17 protein-coding genes are annotated in these 21670 nt (G+C 72.6%); 12 read left to right on the forward strand and 5 right to left on the reverse strand.

All coding sequences use genetic code 11. The annotated features are described in order from the left end of the window. Positions 1-10 precede the first annotated feature (10 nt). Entirely contained in the window at positions 11-511 is a 501-nt protein-coding gene (locus tag AC1VWI_RS31010; protein ID WP_499514282.1) for a hypothetical protein, read from the forward strand. A 64-nt stretch (positions 512-575) separates the two neighbouring features. Here the strand turns inward: AC1VWI_RS31010 and AC1VWI_RS31015 are convergent, their stop codons facing one another. After that, the gene (locus tag AC1VWI_RS31015) at positions 576-1238 is read right to left on the reverse strand and encodes a glycerophosphodiester phosphodiesterase (RefSeq protein WP_499514283.1); all 663 of its coding nucleotides are present in this window, start codon (positions 1236-1238) and stop codon (positions 576-578) included. Continuing rightward, a complete protein-coding gene (locus tag AC1VWI_RS31020) occupies positions 1226-2260 on the reverse strand; it encodes an adenosine deaminase (protein WP_499514284.1) in 1035 nt (344 codons plus the stop codon). The genes AC1VWI_RS31015 and AC1VWI_RS31020 overlap by 13 nt, the downstream gene beginning before the upstream one ends. Before the next feature lie 114 nt (positions 2261-2374). Here AC1VWI_RS31020 and AC1VWI_RS31025 point away from each other — a divergent pair, with 114 nt between their 5' ends. After that, positions 2375-4132, forward strand: a complete 1758-nt coding sequence (locus AC1VWI_RS31025; RefSeq protein WP_499514285.1) for a DUF4190 domain-containing protein — start codon at positions 2375-2377, stop codon at positions 4130-4132. Between the two features lie 21 nt (positions 4133-4153). Here the strand turns inward: AC1VWI_RS31025 and AC1VWI_RS31030 are convergent, their stop codons facing one another. After that, positions 4154-5803 (reverse strand): PucR family transcriptional regulator, encoded by a 1650-nt coding sequence (locus AC1VWI_RS31030; RefSeq protein WP_499514286.1) that lies wholly within the window; start codon positions 5801-5803, stop codon positions 4154-4156. A gap of 282 nt (positions 5804-6085) precedes the next feature. Here AC1VWI_RS31030 and AC1VWI_RS31035 point away from each other — a divergent pair, with 282 nt between their 5' ends. The 9 genes from AC1VWI_RS31035 (at position 6086) to AC1VWI_RS31075 (ending at position 16349) form a co-directional block, all read left to right on the forward strand. Continuing rightward, complete coding sequence (locus AC1VWI_RS31035; RefSeq protein ID WP_499514287.1) at positions 6086-7603, forward strand: gamma-aminobutyraldehyde dehydrogenase; 1518 nt, start codon at positions 6086-6088, stop codon at positions 7601-7603. A 91-nt stretch (positions 7604-7694) separates the two neighbouring features. Continuing rightward, positions 7695-8924, forward strand: coding sequence for an ABC transporter substrate-binding protein (locus AC1VWI_RS31040; protein ID WP_499514288.1), 1230 nt, complete (start codon positions 7695-7697; stop codon positions 8922-8924). Positions 8925-8953: 29 nt separating this feature from the next. After that, a complete protein-coding gene (locus tag AC1VWI_RS31045; RefSeq protein ID WP_499514289.1) occupies positions 8954-10135 on the forward strand; it encodes an ABC transporter ATP-binding protein in 1182 nt (393 codons plus the stop codon). After that, complete coding sequence (locus AC1VWI_RS31050; RefSeq protein ID WP_499514290.1) at positions 10135-11067, forward strand: ABC transporter permease; 933 nt, start codon at positions 10135-10137, stop codon at positions 11065-11067. The genes AC1VWI_RS31045 and AC1VWI_RS31050 overlap by 1 nt, the downstream gene beginning before the upstream one ends. After that, positions 11067-11867, forward strand: a complete 801-nt coding sequence (locus AC1VWI_RS31055; protein ID WP_499514291.1) for an ABC transporter permease — start codon at positions 11067-11069, stop codon at positions 11865-11867. Before AC1VWI_RS31050 ends, AC1VWI_RS31055 begins: the two co-directional genes overlap by 1 nt. A gap of 34 nt (positions 11868-11901) precedes the next feature. Further along, a complete protein-coding gene (locus AC1VWI_RS31060; protein WP_499514292.1) occupies positions 11902-13296 on the forward strand; it encodes an NAD(P)/FAD-dependent oxidoreductase in 1395 nt (464 codons plus the stop codon). A gap of 140 nt (positions 13297-13436) precedes the next feature. Further along, positions 13437-13907, forward strand: a complete 471-nt coding sequence (locus tag AC1VWI_RS31065) for a hypothetical protein (RefSeq protein ID WP_499514293.1) — start codon at positions 13437-13439, stop codon at positions 13905-13907. A 153-nt stretch (positions 13908-14060) separates the two neighbouring features. After that, positions 14061-14753, forward strand: a complete 693-nt coding sequence (locus AC1VWI_RS31070) for a nucleotidyl transferase AbiEii/AbiGii toxin family protein (protein WP_499514294.1) — start codon at positions 14061-14063, stop codon at positions 14751-14753. A gap of 90 nt (positions 14754-14843) precedes the next feature. Continuing rightward, positions 14844-16349 (forward strand): CoA-acylating methylmalonate-semialdehyde dehydrogenase, encoded by a 1506-nt coding sequence (locus AC1VWI_RS31075; RefSeq protein WP_499514295.1) that lies wholly within the window; start codon positions 14844-14846, stop codon positions 16347-16349. On the opposite strand, the gene AC1VWI_RS31080 is transcribed toward AC1VWI_RS31075, so the two are convergent. Together AC1VWI_RS31080 and gabT are read right to left on the reverse strand one after the other, a co-directional pair. After that, positions 16321-16950 carry a phosphatase PAP2 family protein gene (locus tag AC1VWI_RS31080; protein ID WP_499514296.1) on the reverse strand — a complete coding sequence of 210 codons (630 nt, stop codon included), beginning with the start codon at positions 16948-16950 and terminating at the stop codon, positions 16321-16323. The genes AC1VWI_RS31075 and AC1VWI_RS31080 overlap by 29 nt on opposite strands. 346 nt (positions 16951-17296) lie before the next feature. Continuing rightward, positions 17297-18628, reverse strand: coding sequence for a 4-aminobutyrate--2-oxoglutarate transaminase (gene gabT, locus AC1VWI_RS31085; RefSeq protein ID WP_499514297.1), 1332 nt, complete (start codon positions 18626-18628; stop codon positions 17297-17299). 287 nt (positions 18629-18915) lie between these two features. Between gabT and AC1VWI_RS31090 the strand changes: the two genes are divergently transcribed. Continuing rightward, positions 18916-21168, forward strand: a complete 2253-nt coding sequence (locus AC1VWI_RS31090) for a type IV secretory system conjugative DNA transfer family protein (protein WP_499514298.1) — start codon at positions 18916-18918, stop codon at positions 21166-21168. The last annotated feature ends 502 nt before the right edge of the window (positions 21169-21670 follow it).

The following is a 21670-nucleotide window of genomic DNA, read 5'->3' on the forward strand; positions in this document are numbered from 1 at the left end:
GCTCCGCTCCATGGAGTATCGAAGAGCCCTCGAACAGCGCATACGCGCATGGCTGGTTGTCTTCGTCGTGTGCCTGGTGCTGAGCGGCGCCACCGCGTTCCCGCTCGTGCACGAGGTGCGGTGGGTGGACGGCTGGGGTCTGCCGGGAGCCGTCGGTGACTGGATCTCCCACGTGCGGGAGGGGCTGGACGCCACCGACGCGAAGTACCCGTTCATGATGTACGGGACCGACTGGCTCGCCTTCGCGCACCTGGTGATCGCGGTGGCCTTCTACGGCGTCTGGCGCGATCCGGTGCGCAACATCTGGATCGTGGAGTGGGCCATGATCGCCTGCGTCGGGATCATCCCGCTCGCCGCGATCTGCATCCCGCTGCGCGGCCTGCCGCTGTGGTGGATGCCCGTGGACATGGCCTTCGGCGTCCTCGGCATCGTGCCGCTGCTGGTCCTGCGGCGGATGATCAAGCGGCTGGAGCGCTCCGGCACGGTGCCGGCCGAGCCGGCCCTCGCCTGACGGACCGGCGGTCGCCCGGGTCCGGGGCCGTACGGCGAGCAGACCGCGGCCGGGTGGGAGAAGCTCACCGGCTGCCGAACTCCGCGCGCAGCACGTCGATGCGGTTGCTCGTGACGGCGTCCACGCCGAGCCGCTCCAGCCGTCGCATCGTCCGGCGCAGGTCCACCGTCCACGCGCCGACCAGCAGGCCCTCGCCGTGCGCCCACTCCACCAGGGGCGCGCGGACCAGCCCGAAGCGCAGGTTGATCCAGCGCGGACGCAGCTCCGACAGCAGTAGCGGCGGCACCGGCGCGGAGGTCTTCCAGGTCAGTGCGATCTCGGCGGCCGGGTCGTGGTCCCGCACCGCCAGCACGGCGGCCGCCTCCCCGCAGTAGTACGTACGGTCCCCGGCGCCCGCGTCCCGGACCGCGGACAGCACCGGGCCCGCGGACTCCGGCAGGGTGAGGTCGACCAGGGCCCGGCAGCCGTCCACGGCGGCCAGCGCCTCGTGGAGGGTCGGCACGCCCGGCGGCAGCCGGCCCGCCGCGAGGCCGGCGACGGCGGAGTCCACGCCCCACAGCCGCTTCAGCGTGGGGTCGTGGAGCAGCACCGGCACACCGTCGCGGCTCAGCCGTACGTCCATCTCCACCGCGTCCGCCCCCGCGCGCAGCGCGCTGCGCAGCGAGGGCAGGGTGTTCTCGCGGTGGCGGTACGGGTCGCCGCGGTGGGCGACCGCTAGCGCTGCCATCCCGCCAGGTAGGAGTCGATCTCGGCGGTGAGCTTCGCCTTGCCCGGGGCGTCGAGGAACGAGGCCTCCACGGCGTTCCTGGCGAGCTGGGCCAGCCCGCCCTCGTCGAGCTGCAGCAGCCGCGCGGCCACCGCGTACTCGGTGTTGAGGTCGGTGCCGAACATCGGCGGGTCGTCGCTGTTGACGGTGACCAGCAGACCCGCGGCCACCATCTCCTTGACGGGGTGCTCGTCGAGCGTGGCGACGGCGCGGGTGGCGATGTTGGAGGTCGGGCAGACCTCCAGCGGGATGCGGTGCTCGGCCAGGTGGTCCAGTAGGCGCGGGTCCCGGGTGGCGCTGGTGCCGTGGCCGATGCGCTCGGCGCCCAGCTCGTTCAGCGCGTCCCAGATCGTCTGCGGGCCGGTGGTCTCGCCCGCGTGCGGCACGCTGTGCAGGCCGACGGCGCGGGCGCGGTCGAAGTACGGCTTGAACTGCGGACGCGGCACACCGATCTCCGGCCCGCCGAGGCCGAAGCTGACCAGCCCGTCCGGCTGCAGCTCGGTGGCGATGCGCGCGGTCTCCTCGGCGGAGGCCAGCCCGGCCTCGCCCGGGATGTCGAAGCACCAGCGCAGCACGATGCCGAGCTCCGCCTCGGCCGCCTTGCGGGCGTCCTCGATGGCCTCCACGAACGCCTTGTCCGGGATGCCGCGGCGGACCGAGCTGTACGGGGTGACGGTCAGCTCGGCGTAACGGATGTTCTGGCGCACCATGTCGCGGGCGACCTCGTACGTCAGCAGACGCACGTCCTCCGCGTCGCGGATCAGGTCGACCACGGACAGGTAGACCTCGATGAAGTGGGCGAAGTCCCGGAAGCTGAAGTACTCGGCGAGGGCGGCGGGGTCGGTGGGCACCTTGGAATCCGGGTGCCGCGCGGCCAGCTCCGCCACGATGCGGGGTGAGGCCGAGCCGACGTGGTGCACGTGGAGCTCGGCCTTCGGGAGTCCCGCGATGAAGGCGTCGAGGGCTGACGCGGTGTCGGACATGGGGCGATCCTCCTGCGGGGTCGGCGGCAACCGCCATCGTAAACGCGAAATTGCCTCCGTCCGGCGTCTTCGCAGGCCATAGCATTGCCCGACGTAGTCAGCAGGAAGGCAGCGATGTCCCACGAGCCCGAGCACCCGACGCCGCGCGACGCCGCGAGCGACACCCCCGAAGCGGCGGCCCCGTCGTCCTCGGCGGCCCCGGCGGACGCACGGCCCGCATCCGACTTCGAGCTGCCCGCCCCGGCGCCTGCGGCGCCCACGGACGCCGCATCCGTCGCCGCCCCGGGTGGGGATGCCTCGGCGGCTCCCGATGTCGAGAGCGCGGGGGCGCCGGGAAGCGTGACTCGTGCGGAGGCCGTGACGCCTGCCGACGTGCCGGTCGCCGATGCCGAGCCCGGTGACGGCTCGCATGCCGTGGTCGGTGCGGCTGATGCTCCGGTCGCCCCGGACGCGCCTGCCGGCGCGCCGCCCGCGGAGGGCGCGACTCCCGCTGACGCGCCGGTCGCGGAGGCCGAGCCCGGCGCCGCTCCGGGTGGGGATGCCTCGGCGGCTCCCGATGTCGAGGGCGCGGGGGTGCCGGGAAGCGTGACTCGTGCGGAGGGCGCGACGCCTGCTGACGCGCCGGTCGCCGATGCCGAGCCCGGTGACGGCTCGCATGCCGTGGTCGGTGCGGCGGATGCTCCGGTCGCTCCTGACGCGCCTGCCGGCGCGCCGCCCGCGGAGGTGCCCGGGCCGCGGGATCCGTGGGCGCCGCCGGTGCCGGTCGCCCCCGGGTACGGGCAGGCGGGTGCGCCGGCCGGGCACAACCCCTGGGCGCCGCCCGTGCCGCCGGTACCGCAGGCCCCGCAGGAGCACGTGACGCTGACCAAGCGCCCGGTACCCGTGGACGCACCCGCGCCCGGGCCCGAGCAGCAGCCGCGCGATCCCTGGGCCCCGCCGGCCCCGGACGCTGCGGCGGCCGTGCCGCCGCAACCGCCCCACGCCACGTACCCGGGCTACCCGGGCTACCACCCCGGTTTCCCCGGTTACCCCGGTTACCCGGGCCACCCCACTCAGCCTGAGTACCCCGCGTACCCCGGCTACCCGGCCCAGCCCGGCCACCCCGCCCACCCGGGCTACCCCGCCCAGCCCGGCTACGCGGTGGGCCCCTACGGCGGATGGGCGCCGCCCGTCGCCCGCAACGGCGCCGGCCTGACGGCGATGATCATGGGCATCGTGGGCGCCGTCCTGGCCGTCTCCTGCTTCGGGGCCTTCCTCGGCCTCCCGCTCGGCATCGCGGCCGTCGTCTGCGGCATCGTCGGCCTGCGGATCGCCCGGCGCGGCGAGGCGACCAACCGGCCGCAGGCCTTGACCGGCCTCATCCTCGGGATCGTCTCCATCGGCCTGTCGGTCGCGATGATCGCCCTGGTGTTCAGCGGGATCGACGACGGCTGGTTCGACGGGTCCGGCGACGACCTCATCACCTCCCGGAACGGCGACTGGGCGGCGCCGCTGGACGTCGACGGCACCGCGCTCTACGACGACGGGGTCCACGTCACGCTGTCGGACGTCCACCGGGATATCGTCCTCCCGGAGAGCCAGCTCGACGGCGGCACCGCCGTCACTTTCTCCGTCGAGTTGGAGAACACCGGCGACACGACCGCCGACCTGGGCGAGAGTGAAGTCTCGGCCTACGCGGACGACTTCGAGGACGAGAGCCTGACCGACCTGACCGCCGGTGTGGGCCTGCCCGACGAACTGTCGCCGGGGGAGCGCGCGACAAGGGAGATCACCGTACTCGTGCCCAAGGACGACGAGGACGGCACGTTCCAGGTCGAGGTCGCCCCCGGCTTCGACTACGACTACACCTACTGGCACCTGGACGTCCCGTAACGGGGGCGCCGCGGGGTCGCCTCAGCGCCGCACCGCGTCCAGCGCCAGCAGGGCCACGTGCAGCGAGAGGCAGGACTCGACCTGGTCCAGGTCGATGCCGAGGACGCGCTCGACCCGGTGCAGCCGGTCGTAGAAGGAGGGCCGCGACAGGTGCGCGGCGTCGGCCGCGGCCGACTTGTTGCGGCCGGCGTCCAGGTAGACGGTGAGGATCCGGACGAGGTCCGTGCCGTGCTCGGCGTCGTACGAGAGCAGCGGGCCGAGTTCGCGCTCGACGTACGTCTGCAGCCGCGCGTCGTCGCGCAGGAGGTGCAGCAGGCCGCGCAGCCGGACGTCGGGCAGCCGGTAATAGGTGCCCGCCTTGCGCCCGCCGTGCATCGCGGCGTCCGCGACCTGTGCCGCCTCCAGCAGGGTGCGCCGGGCGTCGCGCAGGGAGCCGACGGAGGAGCCGGCCGCCATGACGAAGGCGGGACCGCCGTCGGGGGCGGGCTCGGTCAGCCGGGTGAGCGCGGCGGCGAAGTCCTCCAGTGCGGTGTGCTCGTGGTCGGACGGGCCGAGGGAGACCAGCACGCCGACACCGCCGTCGTCGAGGGTGCCGGTGAGCGCGGTCAGGCCCCGCTCGCGCACGGCCTGGGCGGCGGTCTCGGTGAAGTCCCGCAGCCGGGCCTGCGCCTCCAGGGCGGCCGAGGCCGGTCCGCCGCGCAGCCGCAGCATGACGCCGACCAGCCGCCGGCCCTCCAGCGGCACGCCCAGGGCGCGGGCGCGCAGCGCCACGTCGGAGACGGTCAGGGCGTGGGTGAGGATGCCGGAGAGCAGGGTGCGGTGGGTCTGCCGTTCCAGGGACTCCCGGTCGCGCTCCAGCAGCCGGTTGAGCGCGAGGGTGGCCGCCCCCCGCTCCAGCAGCACGCTGTGCCGGTGCGGGCGTTCGCCCGGTTCCGGCTCCTCGTCGGGCGCGGGCTCGCCGACGATCACCAGCCTGCCCCAGTCGCGGCCGCGCGCCCCCACGCCGGTGACCAGCCAGCCGGTGCGCGGGTCGTGGCCGGTGCGCCCGGCCGGGTGGACGCCGCGGCTGCGCCGCTCCCAGCCGTCGAGCAGGGCTTCGGGGTCCTGGCCGGCCGGGTCGAAGGCGAGCACCTGGTGGGAGAGGTTCTCCAGCACCACGGGCGCGCCCGCCATCCGGGCCACCTCGCGCACGACCTCCTCGGGCTCCGCGCCCTCGACGGACAGCTCGTTGAAGATCTGGTGCACCGCCTCCGACGCCCGCAGCTCGGTCAGCTGGGCGTCGACGACGTGGGCGTGCACGGCCTCGGTCACCGCCACGAAGCGCACCTCGGTACGGAGTGCCACCAACGGCAGTCCGCGCCGTTCGGCGGCCCGGACCAGGGGGCGGGGGAGGGCGTCCGCGTAGCGCCGGCCCAGTTCGACGACGAGGCCCGCGGCGCCGACGTCGGCGAGGCCGTCGATGTAGCGGGCCAGGGACTCCTTGTCGTCGGGCAGCATCACGCCCGTGGTGAGGACCAGCTCGCCCCCGTGGAGCATCCCCGCGATGTCGGCCAGCTCGCTGATGTGCACCCAGCGCACCGGGCGCTGCAGTCCGCCGGAGCCCGCGACCACCTGCGGCGAACCCCGCCTGAGCACGTCCAGTTCCAGGACCTCGGCGACGGTGGGGAACACGGTGACCTCCGGGGCGGAACGGGGGCGGAACGTCGTGCCACCGTAGCTCCAGGGTGTAAAGGCCCCCGTCGCACGGCATGCGATGTGTCGGTTGCCCGGTGCACGTGGCGCCCGGCATCGTCCACGGTGTCGATCTGTTGCGGGCCGTCAGGTGAACACAGAATTCGTCGCGTAACCAAAAGGCAACAACGGAATCACTTGTTGGGGCGAGCCTACTCTGTCAGGATCGTCCACCAATCAAGGCTTTGGCCACGCCGCCGAGCCGAGTGCGAGGAGAAGACGATGGACCTCAGCGCGAACGGCGAGTTCGATGTGAGGGAGCGTTTCGCCGAGGGGGCCCAGTACATCGGCGGAACCTTGCGCCCCGGCACCTCGGGCCGGCGGCACCCCGTCGTCGACCCGTCCACCGGTGAGACCGTGTACTCCTGTGAACTGGCCGGCACCGCCGACGTGGACGCCGCCGTCGCCGCCGCAGCGCAGGCGCTGCCCGGCTGGGCCGGCGCCACCCCCGGTGCGCGCTCCGACGCCATGCACCGCTTCGCCGGCGTCCTCGCCGAGCGGGCCGCCGAGTTCGCGTACGCCGAGTCGCTGCAGTGCGGCAAACCGCTCCGGCTGACCACCGAGTTCGACGTCCCGGGCACCGTCGACAACACCGCCTTCTTCGCGGGCGCCGCCCGCCACCTGGAGGGCAAGGCGGCGGGGGAGTACTCCGGCGACCACACCTCCTACGTGCGGCGCGAGCCCGTCGGCGTCGTGGGCTCCATCGCTCCGTGGAACTACCCGCTGCAGATGGCCGCCTGGAAGGTCCTCCCGGCGATCGCCGCGGGCAACACCATCGTGCTCAAGCCGGCCGAGCTGACCCCGCTGACCTCGCTGATGTTCGCCCAGGCGGCGACCGAGGCGGGCATCCCGGCGGGCGTGGTCAACATCGTCACCGGCGCCGGCAAGGAGGCGGGCGAGCACCTGGTGGGGCACCCGGACGTCGCCATGACCTCCTTCACCGGCTCCACCGCGGTGGGCAAGCGCGTCGCGGAGATCGCCACCGCCACCGTCAAGCGGCTCCACCTGGAACTCGGCGGCAAGGCGCCCTTCGTCGTGTTCGACGACGCCGACCTGGAGGCGGCCGTCCACGGCGCGGTCGCCGGTGCCCTGATCAACACCGGCCAGGACTGCACCGCAGCGACCCGCGCCTACGTGCAGCGCCCCCTCTACGACGCCTTCGTCGCCGGGGTCGCCGACCTCTTCTCCGGCATCCGCGTGGGCGATCCCTTCGACGCCAAGACCGACCTCGGCCCGCTGATCTCCCACGCCCAGCGCGACCGCGTCGCCGGCTTCGTGGAGCGCGCCCGCTCCTACGCCACGGTCGTCACCGGCGGGCAGGCCCCCGCGTCGGCGGGCGCCTTCTACCGGCCCACGCTGGTCACCGGCGCCGCGCAGGACAGCGAGATCGTCCAGTCCGAGATCTTCGGGCCGGTACTGGTCGTGCTGCCGTTCGACAGCGATGATGAAGGTCTGGCCCTGGCCAACGACACGCCGTACGGTCTGGCCGCGTCCGCGTGGACCCGTGACGTCTTCCGTGCGGGCCGTGCCACCCGTGAGATCAAGGCGGGGTGCGTCTGGGTCAACGACCACATCCCGATCATCAGCGAGATGCCGCACGGGGGCTACCGGGCCTCCGGGTACGGCAAGGACATGTCGGTGTACTCCCTGGAGGAGTACACGCAGGTCAAGCACGTGATGTACGACAACACCGCGGTCGCCAGGAAGGACTGGCACCGCACGATCTTCGGCGACCGCTGACCCTTCGGCCGCCGGCCCCTCCGGGACCGCCCCCCACCGGCCCGCTAGCCCGTCCGTCCCACGCACCACCGCCCCTGGAGGCCGCACCGCAATGGAGATGTTCGAGGGCCTGTCCGAGCCCGTACGCAAAGCGTGGGAACGCAGCCTGACCAACGGGAGGGCATCGGTCAGCCGGCGCCGGGTGCTCGGCGCGGGGCTCGGTGTCACGGGCGCCGGGGCGCTGGCCGCGTGCGGCATCCCGGCCGCCACCAACAACCAGGGCGGTGTGAAGAGCGACGACCTGTCCGACAAGGACAAGTCGCTGGTCTTCTCGAACTGGCAGCTCTACATCGACATGAGCGACGACGAGAAGCACATGCCGACCCTGGAGGCCTTCGAGAAGAAGACCGGGATCAAGGTCAAGTACAGCGACGACATCACCGACAACGTCGAGTTCTTCGCCAAGATCAAACCACAGCTCGCCGCGGGCCAGTCCACCGGCCGCGACCTGGTCGTCCTCACCGACTGGATGGCCGCCCGGATGATCCGCCTGGGCTGGGCCCAGCCGCTGGACCCCACCTACCTGCCGAACGCGTTCACCAACCTGGAGCAACGTTTCCGCAACCCCGACTGGGACCCCGGACGCGCCCACTCCTACCCCTGGCAGGGCATCGCCACCGTCATCGCCTACAACGAGAAGGCGACCAAGGGGAAGAAGGTCGGCAGCGTCTCCCAGCTGCTGGACGACCCCGACCTCAAGGGCCGCGTCGCCATGCTCAGCGAGATGCGCGACACCATAGGCATGACCCTGCTCGACATGGGCAAGCGGCCGGAGTCCTTCACCGCGGACGACTTCGACGCGGCCGTGGCCCGCGTCCAGAAGGCCGTGGACAACAAGCAGATCCGCCAGTTCACCGGCAACGAGTACACCGACGGCCTCGCCTCGGGGAACATCGCCGCCTGCGTCGCCTGGGCCGGCGACCTGGTGCAGCTCCAGGCCGACAACCCCGAGATCAAGTTCGTGATCCCGCCCGCCGGCTACATCTACTCCACCGACAACATGCTGGTCCCGGCGGGCTCCAAGCACCGCAAGAACGCCGAGCGGCTCATGGACTGGTACTACCAGCCCGCGATCGCCGCCGAGCTCGCGGCATGGGTCAACTACATCACGCCCTGCACGGGCGTCTACGAGGAACTCCTCAAGATCGACAAGGACGTGGCCAACAACCCGCTGATCATTCCCAACGCGGAGATGAAGGCGAAGGCCCATCCCTTCCGGTCGCTCTCCTCCAAGGAGGAGACCGCCTTCGAGGACAAGTTCGCCAAGCTCATCGGCGCCTGACCGGCCACCGCAGTTAGGGATCTGACGACATGACCCAGCAGACCGCACCGCTCACCGAGCCGGCCGGCGGCAAGGACCCCGCCTCCGCGGGCGGCGCCGTGACCCTCACCGGCATCGGCAAGGACTACGGCGACTTCACGGCCGTCCACCCGCTCGACCTCACCATCCCCGAGGGCTCCTTCTTCGCCCTCCTGGGCGCCTCCGGCTGCGGCAAGACCACCACGCTGCGCATGATCGCCGGTCTGGAGGACCCCAGCAGCGGCACCGTCCGCATCGGCGACCAGGACGTCACCGGCCTGCCGCCGTACAAGCGCCCGGTCAACACGGTCTTCCAGAACTACGCGCTCTTCCCGCACCTGGACATCTACGAGAACGTCGCCTTCGGCCTGCGCCGCCGCGGCATCAAGTCCGTCAAGGGCCAGGTCGGGGACATGCTCGACCTCGTCGAGCTGGGTCACCTCGCCCGCCGCAAGCCGCACCAGCTCTCCGGCGGCCAGCAGCAGCGCGTCGCCGTCGCCCGTGCCCTGATCAACCACCCCAAGGTGCTGCTCCTCGACGAGCCGCTGGGGGCCCTGGACCTGAAGCTGCGCCGTCAGATGCAGCTGGAGCTCAAGCGCATCCAGACCGAGGTCGGCATCACCTTCGTGCACGTCACGCACGACCAGGAAGAGGCCATGACCATGGCCGACACCATCGCCGTGATGAACGCGGGCCGCATCGAGCAGCTGGGCGCGCCCACCGACCTGTACGAGAACCCCAGCACCACCTTCGTCGCCAACTTCCTCGGCCAGTCCAACCTCATCGAGGCCGAGGTCGCCGGTACCAGCGGCGACGACCTGCTGCTCAGCGTCGGTGACGGCCGTCTGGCGATGCCCACCGCACGGTGCGTCCCCTCCGTGCAGGCGGGCGACAAGCTCCTCGCCGGGGTGCGCCCCGAGAAGATCTCCATCGTCCACGCCGACGACGCGGCCGAGGTCCCCGAGGGCCGCAACAAGATCACCGGGCGGATCGTCGACGCCAGCTTCATCGGCGTCTCCACCCAGTACGTCGTCAACAGCCCCTGGTGCCCGGAGCTGGCCGTCTTCGCGCAGAACGTCGAGCGCGACGGCCGTCTCGCCCCCGGCGCCGAGGTGGTGCTGCACTGGAGCCCCGCGCACACCTTCGGTCTCGACGCCGCGCAGGACATCGAGGCCGGGGAGGTCAACGCGTAATGGCCGCCCTGTCCACCGCCCCCGCCGGGGCGCCGGAGGAGACCCCGCCGGTCCCGGCCGGCGCCGCCCGGCGGCGCAGACTCGTCCCCTACTGGCTGCTGCTGCCCGGCATCCTGTGGCTGCTGGTCTTCTTCGCCGCCCCGATGGTCTACCAGGCCTCGACCTCGGTGCAGACCGGCTCCCTGGAGACCGGCTACCGCGTCACCTGGCACTTCGCGACCTACTGGGACGCGTTCAAGGAATACGACGTCTTCTACCTGCGCTCGCTGACCTACGCCGGCATCGCCACCGTGCTGTGCCTGGCGATCGGCTACCCGCTGGCGTACACCATCGCCTTCAAGGCGGGCCGCTGGCGGAACGTGCTGCTGGTCATGGTCATCGCGCCGTTCTTCACCAGCTTCCTGATCCGCACCCTGGCCTGGAAGACGATCCTCGCGGACGACGGCTACGTCGTCACCGTGCTGGACAAGCTGCACATCCTCAGCGTCACCGCGTCCCTGGGCATCACCGCCGACGACCGCGTGCTCGCCACCCCGCTGGCGGTGGTGTGCGGTCTGACGTACAACTTCCTGCCCTTCATGATCCTGCCGCTCTACAGCTCGCTGGAGCGCATCGACCCGCGGCTGCACGAGGCGGCGGGCGACCTGTACGCCCGGCCCTTCACCACCTTCCGCAAGGTGACCTTCCCGATCTCGCTCCCCGGCGTCGTGGCCGGCACGCTGCTCACCTTCATCCCCGCCTCCGGCGACTACATCAACGCCGAGTTGCTGGGCAGTCCCAGCGAGCAGATGATCGGCAACGTCATCCAGTCCAAGTTCCTCACGGTGCTCGACTACCCGACCGCCGCCGCACTGTCCTTCATGCTCATGGCCGCGATCCTGGTGATCGTGTCCATCTACATCCGCAAGGCGGGGACGGAGGAACTGGTCTGATGCCCGTGCTGAACTGGGTGCGTCGGCGCCTCGTGGTCTTCGCCGCCGCGGCCGCGCTCGCCTACATGACGATCCCCAACGTGATCGTCCTGATCTTCTCCTTCAACCAGCCCAAGGGCCGCTTCAACTACTCCTGGAACCACTTCTCGCTCGACGCCTGGGCCAACCCCTGCGGTGTCGGCGACATGTGCGACTCGGTGTCGCTGTCCCTGGAGATCGCCGTGCTCGCCACCATCGGCGCCACGATCCTCGGCACCATGGTCGCCTTCGCGCTCGGCCGCTACCGCTTCCGCGGCCGGGGCCCGGTGACCGGCCTGATCTGGCTGCCGATGGCGATGCCCGAGATCGTCATGGGCGCCTCGCTCGGCACCCTCTTCCTCAACATGCGCATCCAGTTCGGCTTCTGGACCATCCTCATCGCGCACATCATGTTCTGCCTCAGCTTCGTCGTGACGGCGGTCAAGGCGCGCGTGATGAGCATGGACCCGCGACTGGAGCAGGCCGCCCAGGACCTGTACGCCACACCGTGGTCGACGTTCTGGCGGATCACCTTCCCGATCGCCGCGCCCGGCATCGCGGCGGGAGCGCTGCTCAGCTTCGCGATCTCCATCGACGACTTCATCATCACGCAGTTCAACGCCGGCCCGGCCACCGTGACCTTCCCGATGTTCGTCTGGGGCGCGGCCCAGAAGGGCCTGCCCGTCCAGGTGAACGTCATCGGCACGCTGATGTTCGTCGTGGCGGTGCTGTGCGTCGTCGTCGGACAGCTGCTCAGCCGCCGCAGGAAAGCCCATAGTTAATCCGCCGACCGCATCCGCAAAGGTGTGAGACCCCATGGATCCAGCCCGTTCGCTCGCCGACGCGCAGCCGACACCGTTCTGGCTGGAGGACCCCGGCAGGCCGCAGGCCGGCTCCGCCCTCGTCGGCGACGAGCACTGCGACCTGCTGGTGGTCGGCGGCGGCTACACCGGGCTGTGGACCGCGTTGCTCGCCAAGGAGCGCGACCCGCGCCGCGACGTCGTCCTGATCGAGGGCAAGGAGGTGGGCTGGGCGGCGTCCGGCCGCAACGGCGGCTTCTGCGCCGCCAGCCTCACCCACGGCCTGGCCAACGGACTCGCCCGCTGGCCCGAGGAGTTCGGGCGACTGGAGGAGCTGGGCAACCGCAACCTCGACGGCATCGAGGAGGCGGTGGACCGCTACTCCATCGACTGCGACTTCGAACGCTCCGGGGAGATCGACGTCGCCACCGAGCCCTACCAGCTCGACGACCTCCGGGCCTCCGCCGAGGAGGCCGCCCGGCACGGCGTCGAACTGGAGCTGCTCGACCGTGACCAGGTCCGTGCCGAGGTCGACTCGCCGACCTTCGTCGGCGGGCTGTGGGACCGCAGGGGCGTCGCCATGCTGCACCCGGCGAAGCTCGCCTGGGGCCTCAAGCGGGCCTGCGAGGAACTGGGCGTACGCGTCTACGAGCACACCCGCGCCACCCAGCTCGCCCGCAACGGCTCCGGCATGGCCGTGCGCACCCCGTACGGGCGGGTCTTCGCCCGGCACGTCGCGCTCGGCACCAACGTCTTCCCCTCGCTGGTGCGCCGGGTGCGTCCCTACATCGTCCCCGTGTACGACTACGCGCTGGTGACCGAGCCGCTGACGCCGCAGCAGCTCGGCGCGATCGGCTGGAAGAAGCGCCAGGGGCTCGGCGACAGCGCCAACCAGTTCCACTACTTCCGGCTCACCGCCGACAACCGCGTCCTGTGGGGCGGCTACGACGCCATCTACCCGTACGGCGGCCGCCTGGAATCCGCACGCGACGAACGCCCGGAGACCTACCTGAAGCTCGCCGGGCATTTCTTCCGCTGCTTCCCGCAGCTGGAGGGCGTGCGCTTCAGCCATGCCTGGGGCGGCGCGATCGACACCTGCTCGCGCTTCTCCGCCTTCTACGGCACCGCCCACGACGGGAAGGTCGCCTACGCCGCCGGCTACACCGGCCTCGGCGTCGGCGCCACCCGCTTCGGCGGGGACGTCATGCTCGACCTGCTCTCCGGCGAGCGCACCGACCGCACCGCACTGCGCATGGTCCGCACCAAGCCGCTGCCCTTCCCGCCCGAGCCCCTGGCGTGGGCGGGCATCGGCCTCACCAAGTGGTCGCTGGACCGCGCCGACCGCAACGCCGGCCGGCGCAACCTGTGGCTGAAGACGATGGACCGGCTCGGCCTCGGCTTCGACAGCTGACCGCCCCTGCCGCACCGCCCGCGCACCCTGTGAGCCGCATCACCCCATCGGGCGTGGTGAAACCCGCGTAATGATCCGGGCCCGGCCTCCTCTCTCCGCGTGACAGCACGACAGCGCACACACGGAACGGAGGAACCGGCATGGTGGGCACAGACGCGCGGGGCGCGGTCGAATGGCTGGTTTCCGTGGCACCCGACCCCGACGCCACCCGGTGGGAATGGGAGCGGCACCCCCTCGGGGTGACGCTCCTGCCCGCCGGGCGGCTGTGGGACGTCCTCATCCTCACCGGCGAACTGGGCTACCCGACGCTCGACGTCCTCACCCGTCTCGTCGACCGCCCGGGCCCGGTCCTGGCCGACTTCGGCGACTCCCGCATGGGCTACTTCGTGCCCCCGGGCACCGCCGCCCGCTGGATCGGCACCGGGGTCCGCACCGCGGGCCCCGGCACCTGGATCGTGGTCCCCTACCCCGGCCGCGCCACGGGCGGCGTCCGCTGGCTCGTGCCGCCGGACGGCACCGGCAACCTCACGGACCCCGGCGTCCTGGAGCTGGCCATGCACGAGGCGGCGGCCCACCTGGCGGGACGGCGCGGCCGTGATCCAGGCGAGTGACCCCGCGCCCGGGGGCCCGCCGCCCGTACGCCCCCGTGCGCGACACTGGTGCCATGATCCGCACGGAACGCGGCCGGCCCCGGAGCGGCCCCGGATACCCGGGCGCGCCACGGCGCGCGCCCGCTCCCGCGCCTGCCGCCGCGGCGGGCTGACATGGACCTCACGCCCGGCCTCGCGCACCTCGTCGAGACCGCCCTGCCCGTCTGCGGGCGCCACGGCCTCGCCGTGGCGGGCGGCCTCGCGCTGATCGCGCACGGTTTCGACCGCCGCCCGTCCCGCCACCTCGACCTGGTGACCTTCAGCTCCACACCGGCCGGCGACATCGGTGCCGCGCTCGCGGCCGCGTACACCGGGGCCGGTTACGAGGTGGTCGCGCTGCCCGGCACACCACTGGCCGCCCACCTCGGGGTCACCTCGCCGGGCGACGCCGGCCATACGGTCCACGTCGCCAAGCAGCCGCTCTCCCGCCCCCCGGTCCGTGTCGGCCTCGGCCTGTCCGGGCCCGTTCCGGTGGTGGCGCTGGAGGACTGCGCCGCCCTGAAGGTGGCCGCCGTCGCCGACCGCGCCACCGTGCGCGACCTGGTCGACGTCCACGCCCTGACCGCCTGGTTCACACCGGGGGAGCTGCTGACGATGGCCGTCCACCTCGACGAGGACCTCCAGCCGCGCCTCCTCGCCGACCGCCTCGACAAGCTCGTCGAGGCCGACGACGCGGCGTACGCGGCGCAGGGACTGGACGGCGCGGCCGTCGCCGCCGCCAAGCGCTGGGCCTTCGACTGGGCGCAGGACATCCGGCTGGACCTCATGGAGGGCATGGAGCACCCCGACGAGCTGTACGACCTGTAAAGCTCCCGGCTCCGACGCCGACACCTTGGTGCTTGAGGGGGCCCTGCCCGCTGACGAGACTGGCAGGAGACGAGGAGAGGAAGGTCCGCCGTGACCGACAAGCACATCACGCACTGGATCGCCGGACAGACGTGGACCGGCACCGCGGAGCGGCACGGGGACGTGTACGACCCCGCCACCGGGGCCGTGACCGGTCGGGTGGACTTCGCGTCGATCTCCGAGGTCGACCAGGCCGTCGGCGCGGCCGCCGCCGCGTTCAAGGAGTGGCGGAACGCCTCGGTGGCCAAGCGCACCTCGGTGCTCTTCGCCTTCCGCGAGCTCCTCAACGCCCAGCGCGACGAGCTGGCGGCAATCATCGTCTCCGAGCACGGCAAGGTGCACTCCGACGCCCTCGGCGAGATCGCCCGCGGCCTGGAGGTCGTCGAGTACGCCTGCGGCATCCCGCAGCTCATCAAGGGAGGCTTCACCGAGCAGGCCTCGACCGGCATCGACGTCTACTCGATCCGCCAGCCGCTCGGCCCGGTCGCAATCATCTCGCCCTTCAACTTCCCGGCCATGGTGCCGATGTGGTTCTTCCCCATCGCCATCGCCGCGGGCAACACCGTCGTCGTCAAGCCCTCCGAGAAGGACCCGTCCGCCGCCAACTTCCTGGCCGGGCTGTGGAAGCAGGCCGGGCTGCCGGACGGCGTCTTCAACGTCGTGCACGGCGACAAGGTCGCCGTCGACCGCCTCCTGGAGCACCCGGACGTCAAGTCCGTCTCCTTCGTCGGCTCCACCCCGATCGCCCGGTACGTCTACGAGACCGGCACTCGCTACGGCAAGCGCGTCCAGGCCCTGGGCGGAGCCAAGAACCACATGCTGGTGCTGCCGGACGCGGACCTGGACCTCGCCGCCGACGCCGCCGTCAACGCCGGGTTCGGCGCGGCCGGCGAGCGTTGCATGGCCGTGTCCGTCCTGGTCGCGGTCGACCCGATCGGCGACACGCTGGTCGAGAAGATCAAGGAGCGGATGGCCGGGCTCACGGTCGGCCCCGGCTGCAACGCCGCCTCCGAGATGGGCCCGCTGGTCACCGGTGCCCACCGCGACAAGGTGACGTCCTACCTCGACGCGGGCCTCGCCGACGGCGCGACCCTCGCCGTGGACGGCCGTGAGCACGCCGTCACCGGCGAGGACACCACGGACGGCTTCTGGCTCGGCCCGACCCTCTTCGACGACGTCAAGCCCGGCATGTCCGTCTACAACGACGAGATCTTCGGCCCGGTCCTGTCCGTGGTCCGCGTGGGCTCGTACGACGAGGGCCTGGAGCTGATCAACACCAACCCGTACGGCAACGGCACGGCCATCTTCACCAACGACGGCGGCGCCGCCCGGCGCTTCCAGCACGACGTCGAGGTCGGCATGGTCGGCATCAACGTGCCGATCCCGGTGCCGGTGGCGTACTACTCCTTCGGCGGCTGGAAGGCCTCGCTGTTCGGCGACACGCACGCGTACGGCCCGGACGGCGTCCACTTCTTCACCCGCGGCAAGGCCGTCACCCAGCGGTGGCTCGACCCGAGCCACGGCGGCATCAACCTCGGTTTCCCGACCAACAACTGACCGCCAGGGCGGCGCCCGCGAGCAGGGCGCCGCACAGCAGCCAGCTCCCCACCACGTCGAGCGGCCAGTGGTAGCCGCAGCGGACCAGGGCGACCCCCACCGCACCGTTGAGCAGCACGGCGGCCGCGACCAGCAGCCGCCGTGCCGCCGTGCGTACCAGCCACGGCAGCAGCAGGAGCACGGCGCCGCCGTAAGCGGCGGCCGCCGTGGCCGTGTGGCCGGAGGGGTAGAACCCGGGATAGCCCGGGGAGAGGGTCGGCGAACCGGGGTCGGCCCGGCCGATCAGCGGCTTCACCAGGGCGACCAGCAGCGGCGCCACGACCATCACCAGCGCGTACGCCAGCGGTGGCAGCCAGGGGCGGGGCAGTCGGTACCGGTGGGCGCACCAGGTGGTGCAGACCATCGCAAGCAGCAGTACGGGCACGGCGACCTGCCAGTTGCCCAGGTCGGCCAGGAACCGTGCCACGGCCGAGCGGTCCGCGGGGTGGGGGGAGGATCCCGCAAGGGTGGCACGCACCGGCCCGTCCACGGCCAACAGGCGCCCTCGTAGTGCTTCCTGCCAGGTCAGCAGTCCGAAGAGCGCCGTGCACACCACGGCCACCAGAGAAGTTGGCCGCCCCGGAACAGGGGGGAGAGTTCCGGGGCGGCCAGAACGATCGCCGTACCGCCCGCCCCGGGGGGTTTGGGGCAAGCGGCCGACCGATCGGCGAGGATTGCCGGAGCCTTCGGCTTCGGCGCTGTGCGCGAGGGCACTGCTGTGCCGGTGATGGGGAGTCACCGGCGAAGTGTCGCCCGCGGACTTCCGCAGACGGGGTGTTTCATCCATCTGCGGAAACCGTACGTCACCGGGGGGCCGCCCGGCAGGGGTTGCACCCTCCCGCCATCAGGCCCGCACACCTTCTTCACGCTGTGTGTCGTACCCGCTCGGTCACGGGCGAAGCACCTGGTCACAGCCGGGCGAGAGCGCCCTCGATGATGTCCAGGCCCTCGTTCAGCAGGTCCTCCCCGATGACCAGCGGCGGCAGGAAGCGCAGCACGTTCCCGTAGGTGCCACAGGTCAGGACCACCAGGCCCTCGGCGTGGCAGGCCTTGGCCACGGCGGCGGTCGCCGCGGCGTTGGGGTTCTTGCCGCCCGGCTCCACCAGCTCGATCGCGATCATGGCGCCGCGGCCGCGGACCTCACCGATGACCTCGAACTTCTCCTGCATGCCGCGCAGCCGGCCGAGCATGATCTCGCCGATGCGGCGGGCCTTGGCGTTGAGGTCCTGCTCCTTCATCGTCTCGATGGCGCCGAGCGCACCGGCGCACGCCACCGGGTTGCCGCCGTAGGTGCCGCCCAGACCGCCGGAGTGCGCGGCGTCCATGATCTCGGCGCGGCCGGTCACCGCGGCCAGCGGCAGACCGCCGGCGATGCCCTTGGCTGTGGTGATCAGGTCCGGGACGATGCCCTCGTCCTCGCAGGCGAACCACTGGCCGGTGCGGCAGAAGCCGGTCTGGATCTCGTCCGCGACGAAGACGATGCCGTTCGCCCGCGCGAACTCCACCAGCTTCGGCAGGAAGCCCTTGGCCGGCTCGATGAAGCCGCCCTCGCCCTGGATCGGCTCGATCACGATCGCGGCCACGTTCTCGGCCCCGACCTGCTTGGTGATCATGTCGATCGCCTGGGCCGCGGCCTCCTCCGCGCAGTTCTCCGCGCCGGTCAGCCAGCGGTAGGGGTACGCCAGCGGCATGCGGTAGACCTCGGGCGCGAACGGGCCGAACGAGTGCTTGTACGGCATGTTCTTCGCCGTCAGCGCCATCGTCAGGTTGGTGCGGCCGTGGTAGCCGTGGTCGAAGACGACGACGGCCTGGCGCTTGGTGTACGCGCGGGCGATCTTCACCGCGTTCTCGACGGCCTCGGCACCGGAGTTGAACAGCGCGGTGCGCTTCTCGTGGTCGCCCGGGGTCAGCTCGTTGAGGGCCTCGGCGACCTCCACGTAGCCCTCGTACGGCGTCACCATGAAACAGGTGTGGGTGAAGTCGGCCAGCTGCGCCGACGCGCGGCGCACGACCGCCTCGGCGCTGTTGCCGACCGAGGTCACCGCGATGCCGGAGCCGAAGTCGATCAGGGAGTTGCCGTCCACGTCCTCCAGGACGCCGCCGCCGGCGCGGGTGACGAAGACGGGCAGGGTCACGCCGACACCGCTCGCGACCGCCGCCGTCTTGCGCGCCAGCAGCTCCTGCGACTTGGGGCCGGGGATGGGGGTGACGAGTCGACGCTCCTGGGCCAGATCGGTCATGGCGGACGTACTCCTTCGAACCGTGGTCTTTTCTCGCAGGCTAAGCCCGTACGGCGGAGCCCCGCACACTCCGATAGGGCGCACTGCGGAACGCCTCTTCGACGTGACGGACATGAGCGTGCCAAGATCCTTCAGACTGCGGTGGCCGCTCGACTACATTGAGTGCGGACCTGCGAGGGGTGGCACACGCGATGGAACGCGACGGTACGCACGAGAAGCCCGCGGCGTCTCCGCCCGGAGGCCCCGGCCCGCAACCGGGCACGCCGCCGGTACCCGGTGCCCGGCCGATGCCGGGCGCCCCGCCCGCGCACGCCGGACCGCCGCCCGTCCCCGGTGCCCGGCCGGGCCCCGCCGACCCCTCACGCGGCGAGCGGGACACCCGCACCTGGCGCGACGCCGGCCAGGACGCCGCCCCGGCCGCGCCCCCGTTGCCACCCGGAGCGCCCCCGCTGCCGGGGGTCCGCCCCGGCGGCGCCCCGTGGCACGCCCCGGCGGAGTCCGCACCAGCCGCCACGCCGGACGGGTCGGGCCTCCTAGCCTGGCTGAGGGCCCCGCGCCCGGCCGCCGCCCCCGGCGTGTGGCGCCTCGGGCACCGCCCCCGCCCCGCCGCCGACCCGGACTCCGTGCCGGGCCGCCAGCTCGTCGCCGGCGCCCTGATCTCCTTCCTCGGCGGCTGGCTGCTGTGGTCCCTGCTGTGGAACGGCTACCTCGGCAGTTACTGGCTGTGGCCGCTGCTCGCCCTGACCCCCGACTCCTGGCGCCGGGCGGGCGGCAACCAGACCGCCTACCTGTGGGCCTCGTACCTCTACTACGCGCTCATCGGCGGCGCCCTGCTGGTCTTCTTCGCCCGCATCGGCCGCTGGGCCGAACTGTGGCGCCGCTTCATCACCACCCCGCTCCGGCGGTCCCGCGAGGAGGAGGCCGCGGCCGCCGGCCGCGAACCCGCCGACCCCGCGCAGGACCCGGCGGCCTTCCCCGCGCTCCGCCAGGGCGGCGCCGCCGACGCCGCGGACCGGCTCGCCGAGGACGCGCGCTCCGGGCTGATGAACGACGTCGACTTCGCCCGCCTGTCCCGCGCCTGGCAGTCCGTGCGCTCCGAGCCCGGCCGGCTGACCGCCTTCACCGACACCGTCCTGCGCTACGGGGCCGCCGCCTGCGCCCACCCGTCCGGCGCCCGCGACCTGCCCGCCCGTGCCGCCCGGCACGACCTGCTCGCCGGCCAGGTCCGCATCGGCGCCGCGCCCGACGACGAGCGCAACCCCCGCTCCCACCGCGGCGCCGGCTACGCCCTCGACCCGTCCGTGCTCGGCACGTCCCTGCTGGCCGTCGGGCCGCCCGGCTCCGGCAAGACCGTGCGCCTGGTGCGGCCCGCGCTGGAGCTCATGTGCCTGCAGGCCCTCGCCGGGCGGGCGGCCGTGGTCGTGGTCGGCACCGAGGGGGCACGGCTCGCACCGGACGAGTCCTTCGACGTCGTCGTCAAGATCGGCCATCCCGACTCCGCGTACGACCTCGACCTGTACGGCGGCACCTCCGACCCCGACGAGGCCGCGGGCTTCCTCTCCGAGGCCCTCGTCGGCGACCTCGCCGCGGCGCTGCCCGGCGGCGACAGCCGCCGCGCCGCCACCGCCCTCGCCCAGCTCCTCGGGCCCTTCCACGCCGCCCACGGCCGCTTCCCCTCCGTCCCCGAGCTGCGCGAACTCCTCGACGGCACCCCCTCGGCCCTGGCCGCGCTCCGCTCCGCCCTCCAGGCCCGCGGCGGCGCCGCCCAGGGCCAGCTGCGCGAACTCGACGCACGGGAACGGCAGTCCGCCCGGCCCGGCGACGCGGGCCCGCTGCTGGCCGACCGCATCGCGCTGCTCGACCGGCCCGCGTTCGCCGGGTTCTTCGACACCACCGGCGGCAGCCACCCGTTCTCGCTGCGGGGCCTCGAGCACCCGCTCCGGGTCCGCATCGACCTCCCGGAGCGGGGCCACGCCGAGGTCTCCCGGATGCTGGCGCGGCTCGTCCTCGCCCAGTTCGCCGAGTGCGCCACGGCCCGGCAGGACCGCTCCCTGTTCGCCTGCCTCGTCCTCGACGACGCCTCCCACACGGTGACCGCGGAATCCGTGCGCGGCCTGCAGCGCATGCGCTCCGCCAACGCCGGCGCGGTGCTCACGCTGCGCACGCTGGACGACGTCCCCGAAGCGCTCCGGGGTGCCCTGCTCGGCGCCGTCGGCTGCCGGGCCGCCCTGGCCGGCCTCACGGCCTGGGACGGCGCGCGGTTCGCCGAGGTGTGGGGCAAGGAATGGGTGGACGTCCACGACGTCACGAACCGCCAGATCGTCGCGGACGAGCCGCTCACGCGGGTGCTGCATGCCGTGCGGCGCCTCGTGACCGGGAAGGCGGTCACGGCGGAGTCGGTGACGGTGCGCCGGGTCGAGCGCGAGCGCTGGTCCGCGTCCGAGCTCGCGCACGGGGTCCCTGCGGGGCACGCGGTCGTCTCCCTCACCGCGGTCGACGGGGAGCACGCCCCTCCGGTGCTGGTCGATCTGCGCGCCTGAGCGGTTTCTGTGCGGGTGCGTTGCGCTTCGCAGACCGGGGTTCGCGGTACGGCCCGCCGTTCGTGTGCGGGTGCGGTGCGCCTGCGGCGGGCATCCCCCGCCCTCCCTCCCGATTGCCCGGCGCGGTCAGTGCAGGCCTGCGCAACGTGTGCCTGGGTCGGTGCCGCGCCGGCGCACTCCCCCAGCCTTCGGCCGGGGGGACCCCCACAGCGCTCGCGGTTTACGCCTACATCGTTGGGCACCGCGTGCTCCGCTCGTCTCCCCCAGCTTTCGGCCGGGGGGACCCCCATGGGCGCACCCCGCCACACCCCCTCACGCCGGTTGGGGCGCATGACGGCCGGTGGGGGGTGAGTGGGGCACTTGCGGCAACCCCGGACCGCCTTCTCACCCCGTCCGGCCGTTAGTCGCCTACACGACCGAAGGGGGTGTGGCGGGGTGCCCCCTCGGCCGAAGGCTGGGGGCGTACCTCGGCGCGGCACCGACCCCACACCAACGGAGCGCA

The sequence above is a fragment of the Streptomyces sp. TOM-9 genome (assembly GCF_056858595.1).

What these genes read in the sequence shown, in the direction of transcription:
- AC1VWI_RS31060 (WP_499514292.1), top strand. Translation starts at nt 11,902, where the DNA reads ATGGATCCAGCCCGTTCGCTCGCCGACGCGCAGCCGACACCGTTCTGG.
- gabT (WP_499514297.1), bottom strand. Translation starts at nt 18,628, where the DNA reads ATGACCGATCTGGCCCAGGAGCGTCGACTCGTCACCCCCATCCCCGGC.
- AC1VWI_RS31090 (WP_499514298.1), top strand. Translation starts at nt 18,916, where the DNA reads ATGCCGGGCGCCCCGCCCGCGCACGCCGGACCGCCGCCCGTCCCCGGT.
- AC1VWI_RS31055 (WP_499514291.1), top strand. Translation starts at nt 11,067, where the DNA reads ATGCCCGTGCTGAACTGGGTGCGTCGGCGCCTCGTGGTCTTCGCCGCC.
- AC1VWI_RS31045 (WP_499514289.1), top strand. Translation starts at nt 8,954, where the DNA reads ATGACCCAGCAGACCGCACCGCTCACCGAGCCGGCCGGCGGCAAGGAC.
- AC1VWI_RS31025 (WP_499514285.1), top strand. Translation starts at nt 2,375, where the DNA reads ATGTCCCACGAGCCCGAGCACCCGACGCCGCGCGACGCCGCGAGCGAC.
- AC1VWI_RS31070 (WP_499514294.1), top strand. Translation starts at nt 14,061, where the DNA reads ATGGACCTCACGCCCGGCCTCGCGCACCTCGTCGAGACCGCCCTGCCC.
- AC1VWI_RS31050 (WP_499514290.1), top strand. Translation starts at nt 10,135, where the DNA reads ATGGCCGCCCTGTCCACCGCCCCCGCCGGGGCGCCGGAGGAGACCCCG.
- AC1VWI_RS31035 (WP_499514287.1), top strand. Translation starts at nt 6,086, where the DNA reads ATGGACCTCAGCGCGAACGGCGAGTTCGATGTGAGGGAGCGTTTCGCC.
- AC1VWI_RS31010 (WP_499514282.1), top strand. Translation starts at nt 11, where the DNA reads ATGGAGTATCGAAGAGCCCTCGAACAGCGCATACGCGCATGGCTGGTT.
- AC1VWI_RS31020 (WP_499514284.1), bottom strand. Translation starts at nt 2,260, where the DNA reads ATGTCCGACACCGCGTCAGCCCTCGACGCCTTCATCGCGGGACTCCCG.
- AC1VWI_RS31040 (WP_499514288.1), top strand. Translation starts at nt 7,695, where the DNA reads ATGGAGATGTTCGAGGGCCTGTCCGAGCCCGTACGCAAAGCGTGGGAA.
- AC1VWI_RS31065 (WP_499514293.1), top strand. Translation starts at nt 13,437, where the DNA reads ATGGTGGGCACAGACGCGCGGGGCGCGGTCGAATGGCTGGTTTCCGTG.
- AC1VWI_RS31015 (WP_499514283.1), bottom strand. Translation starts at nt 1,238, where the DNA reads ATGGCAGCGCTAGCGGTCGCCCACCGCGGCGACCCGTACCGCCACCGC.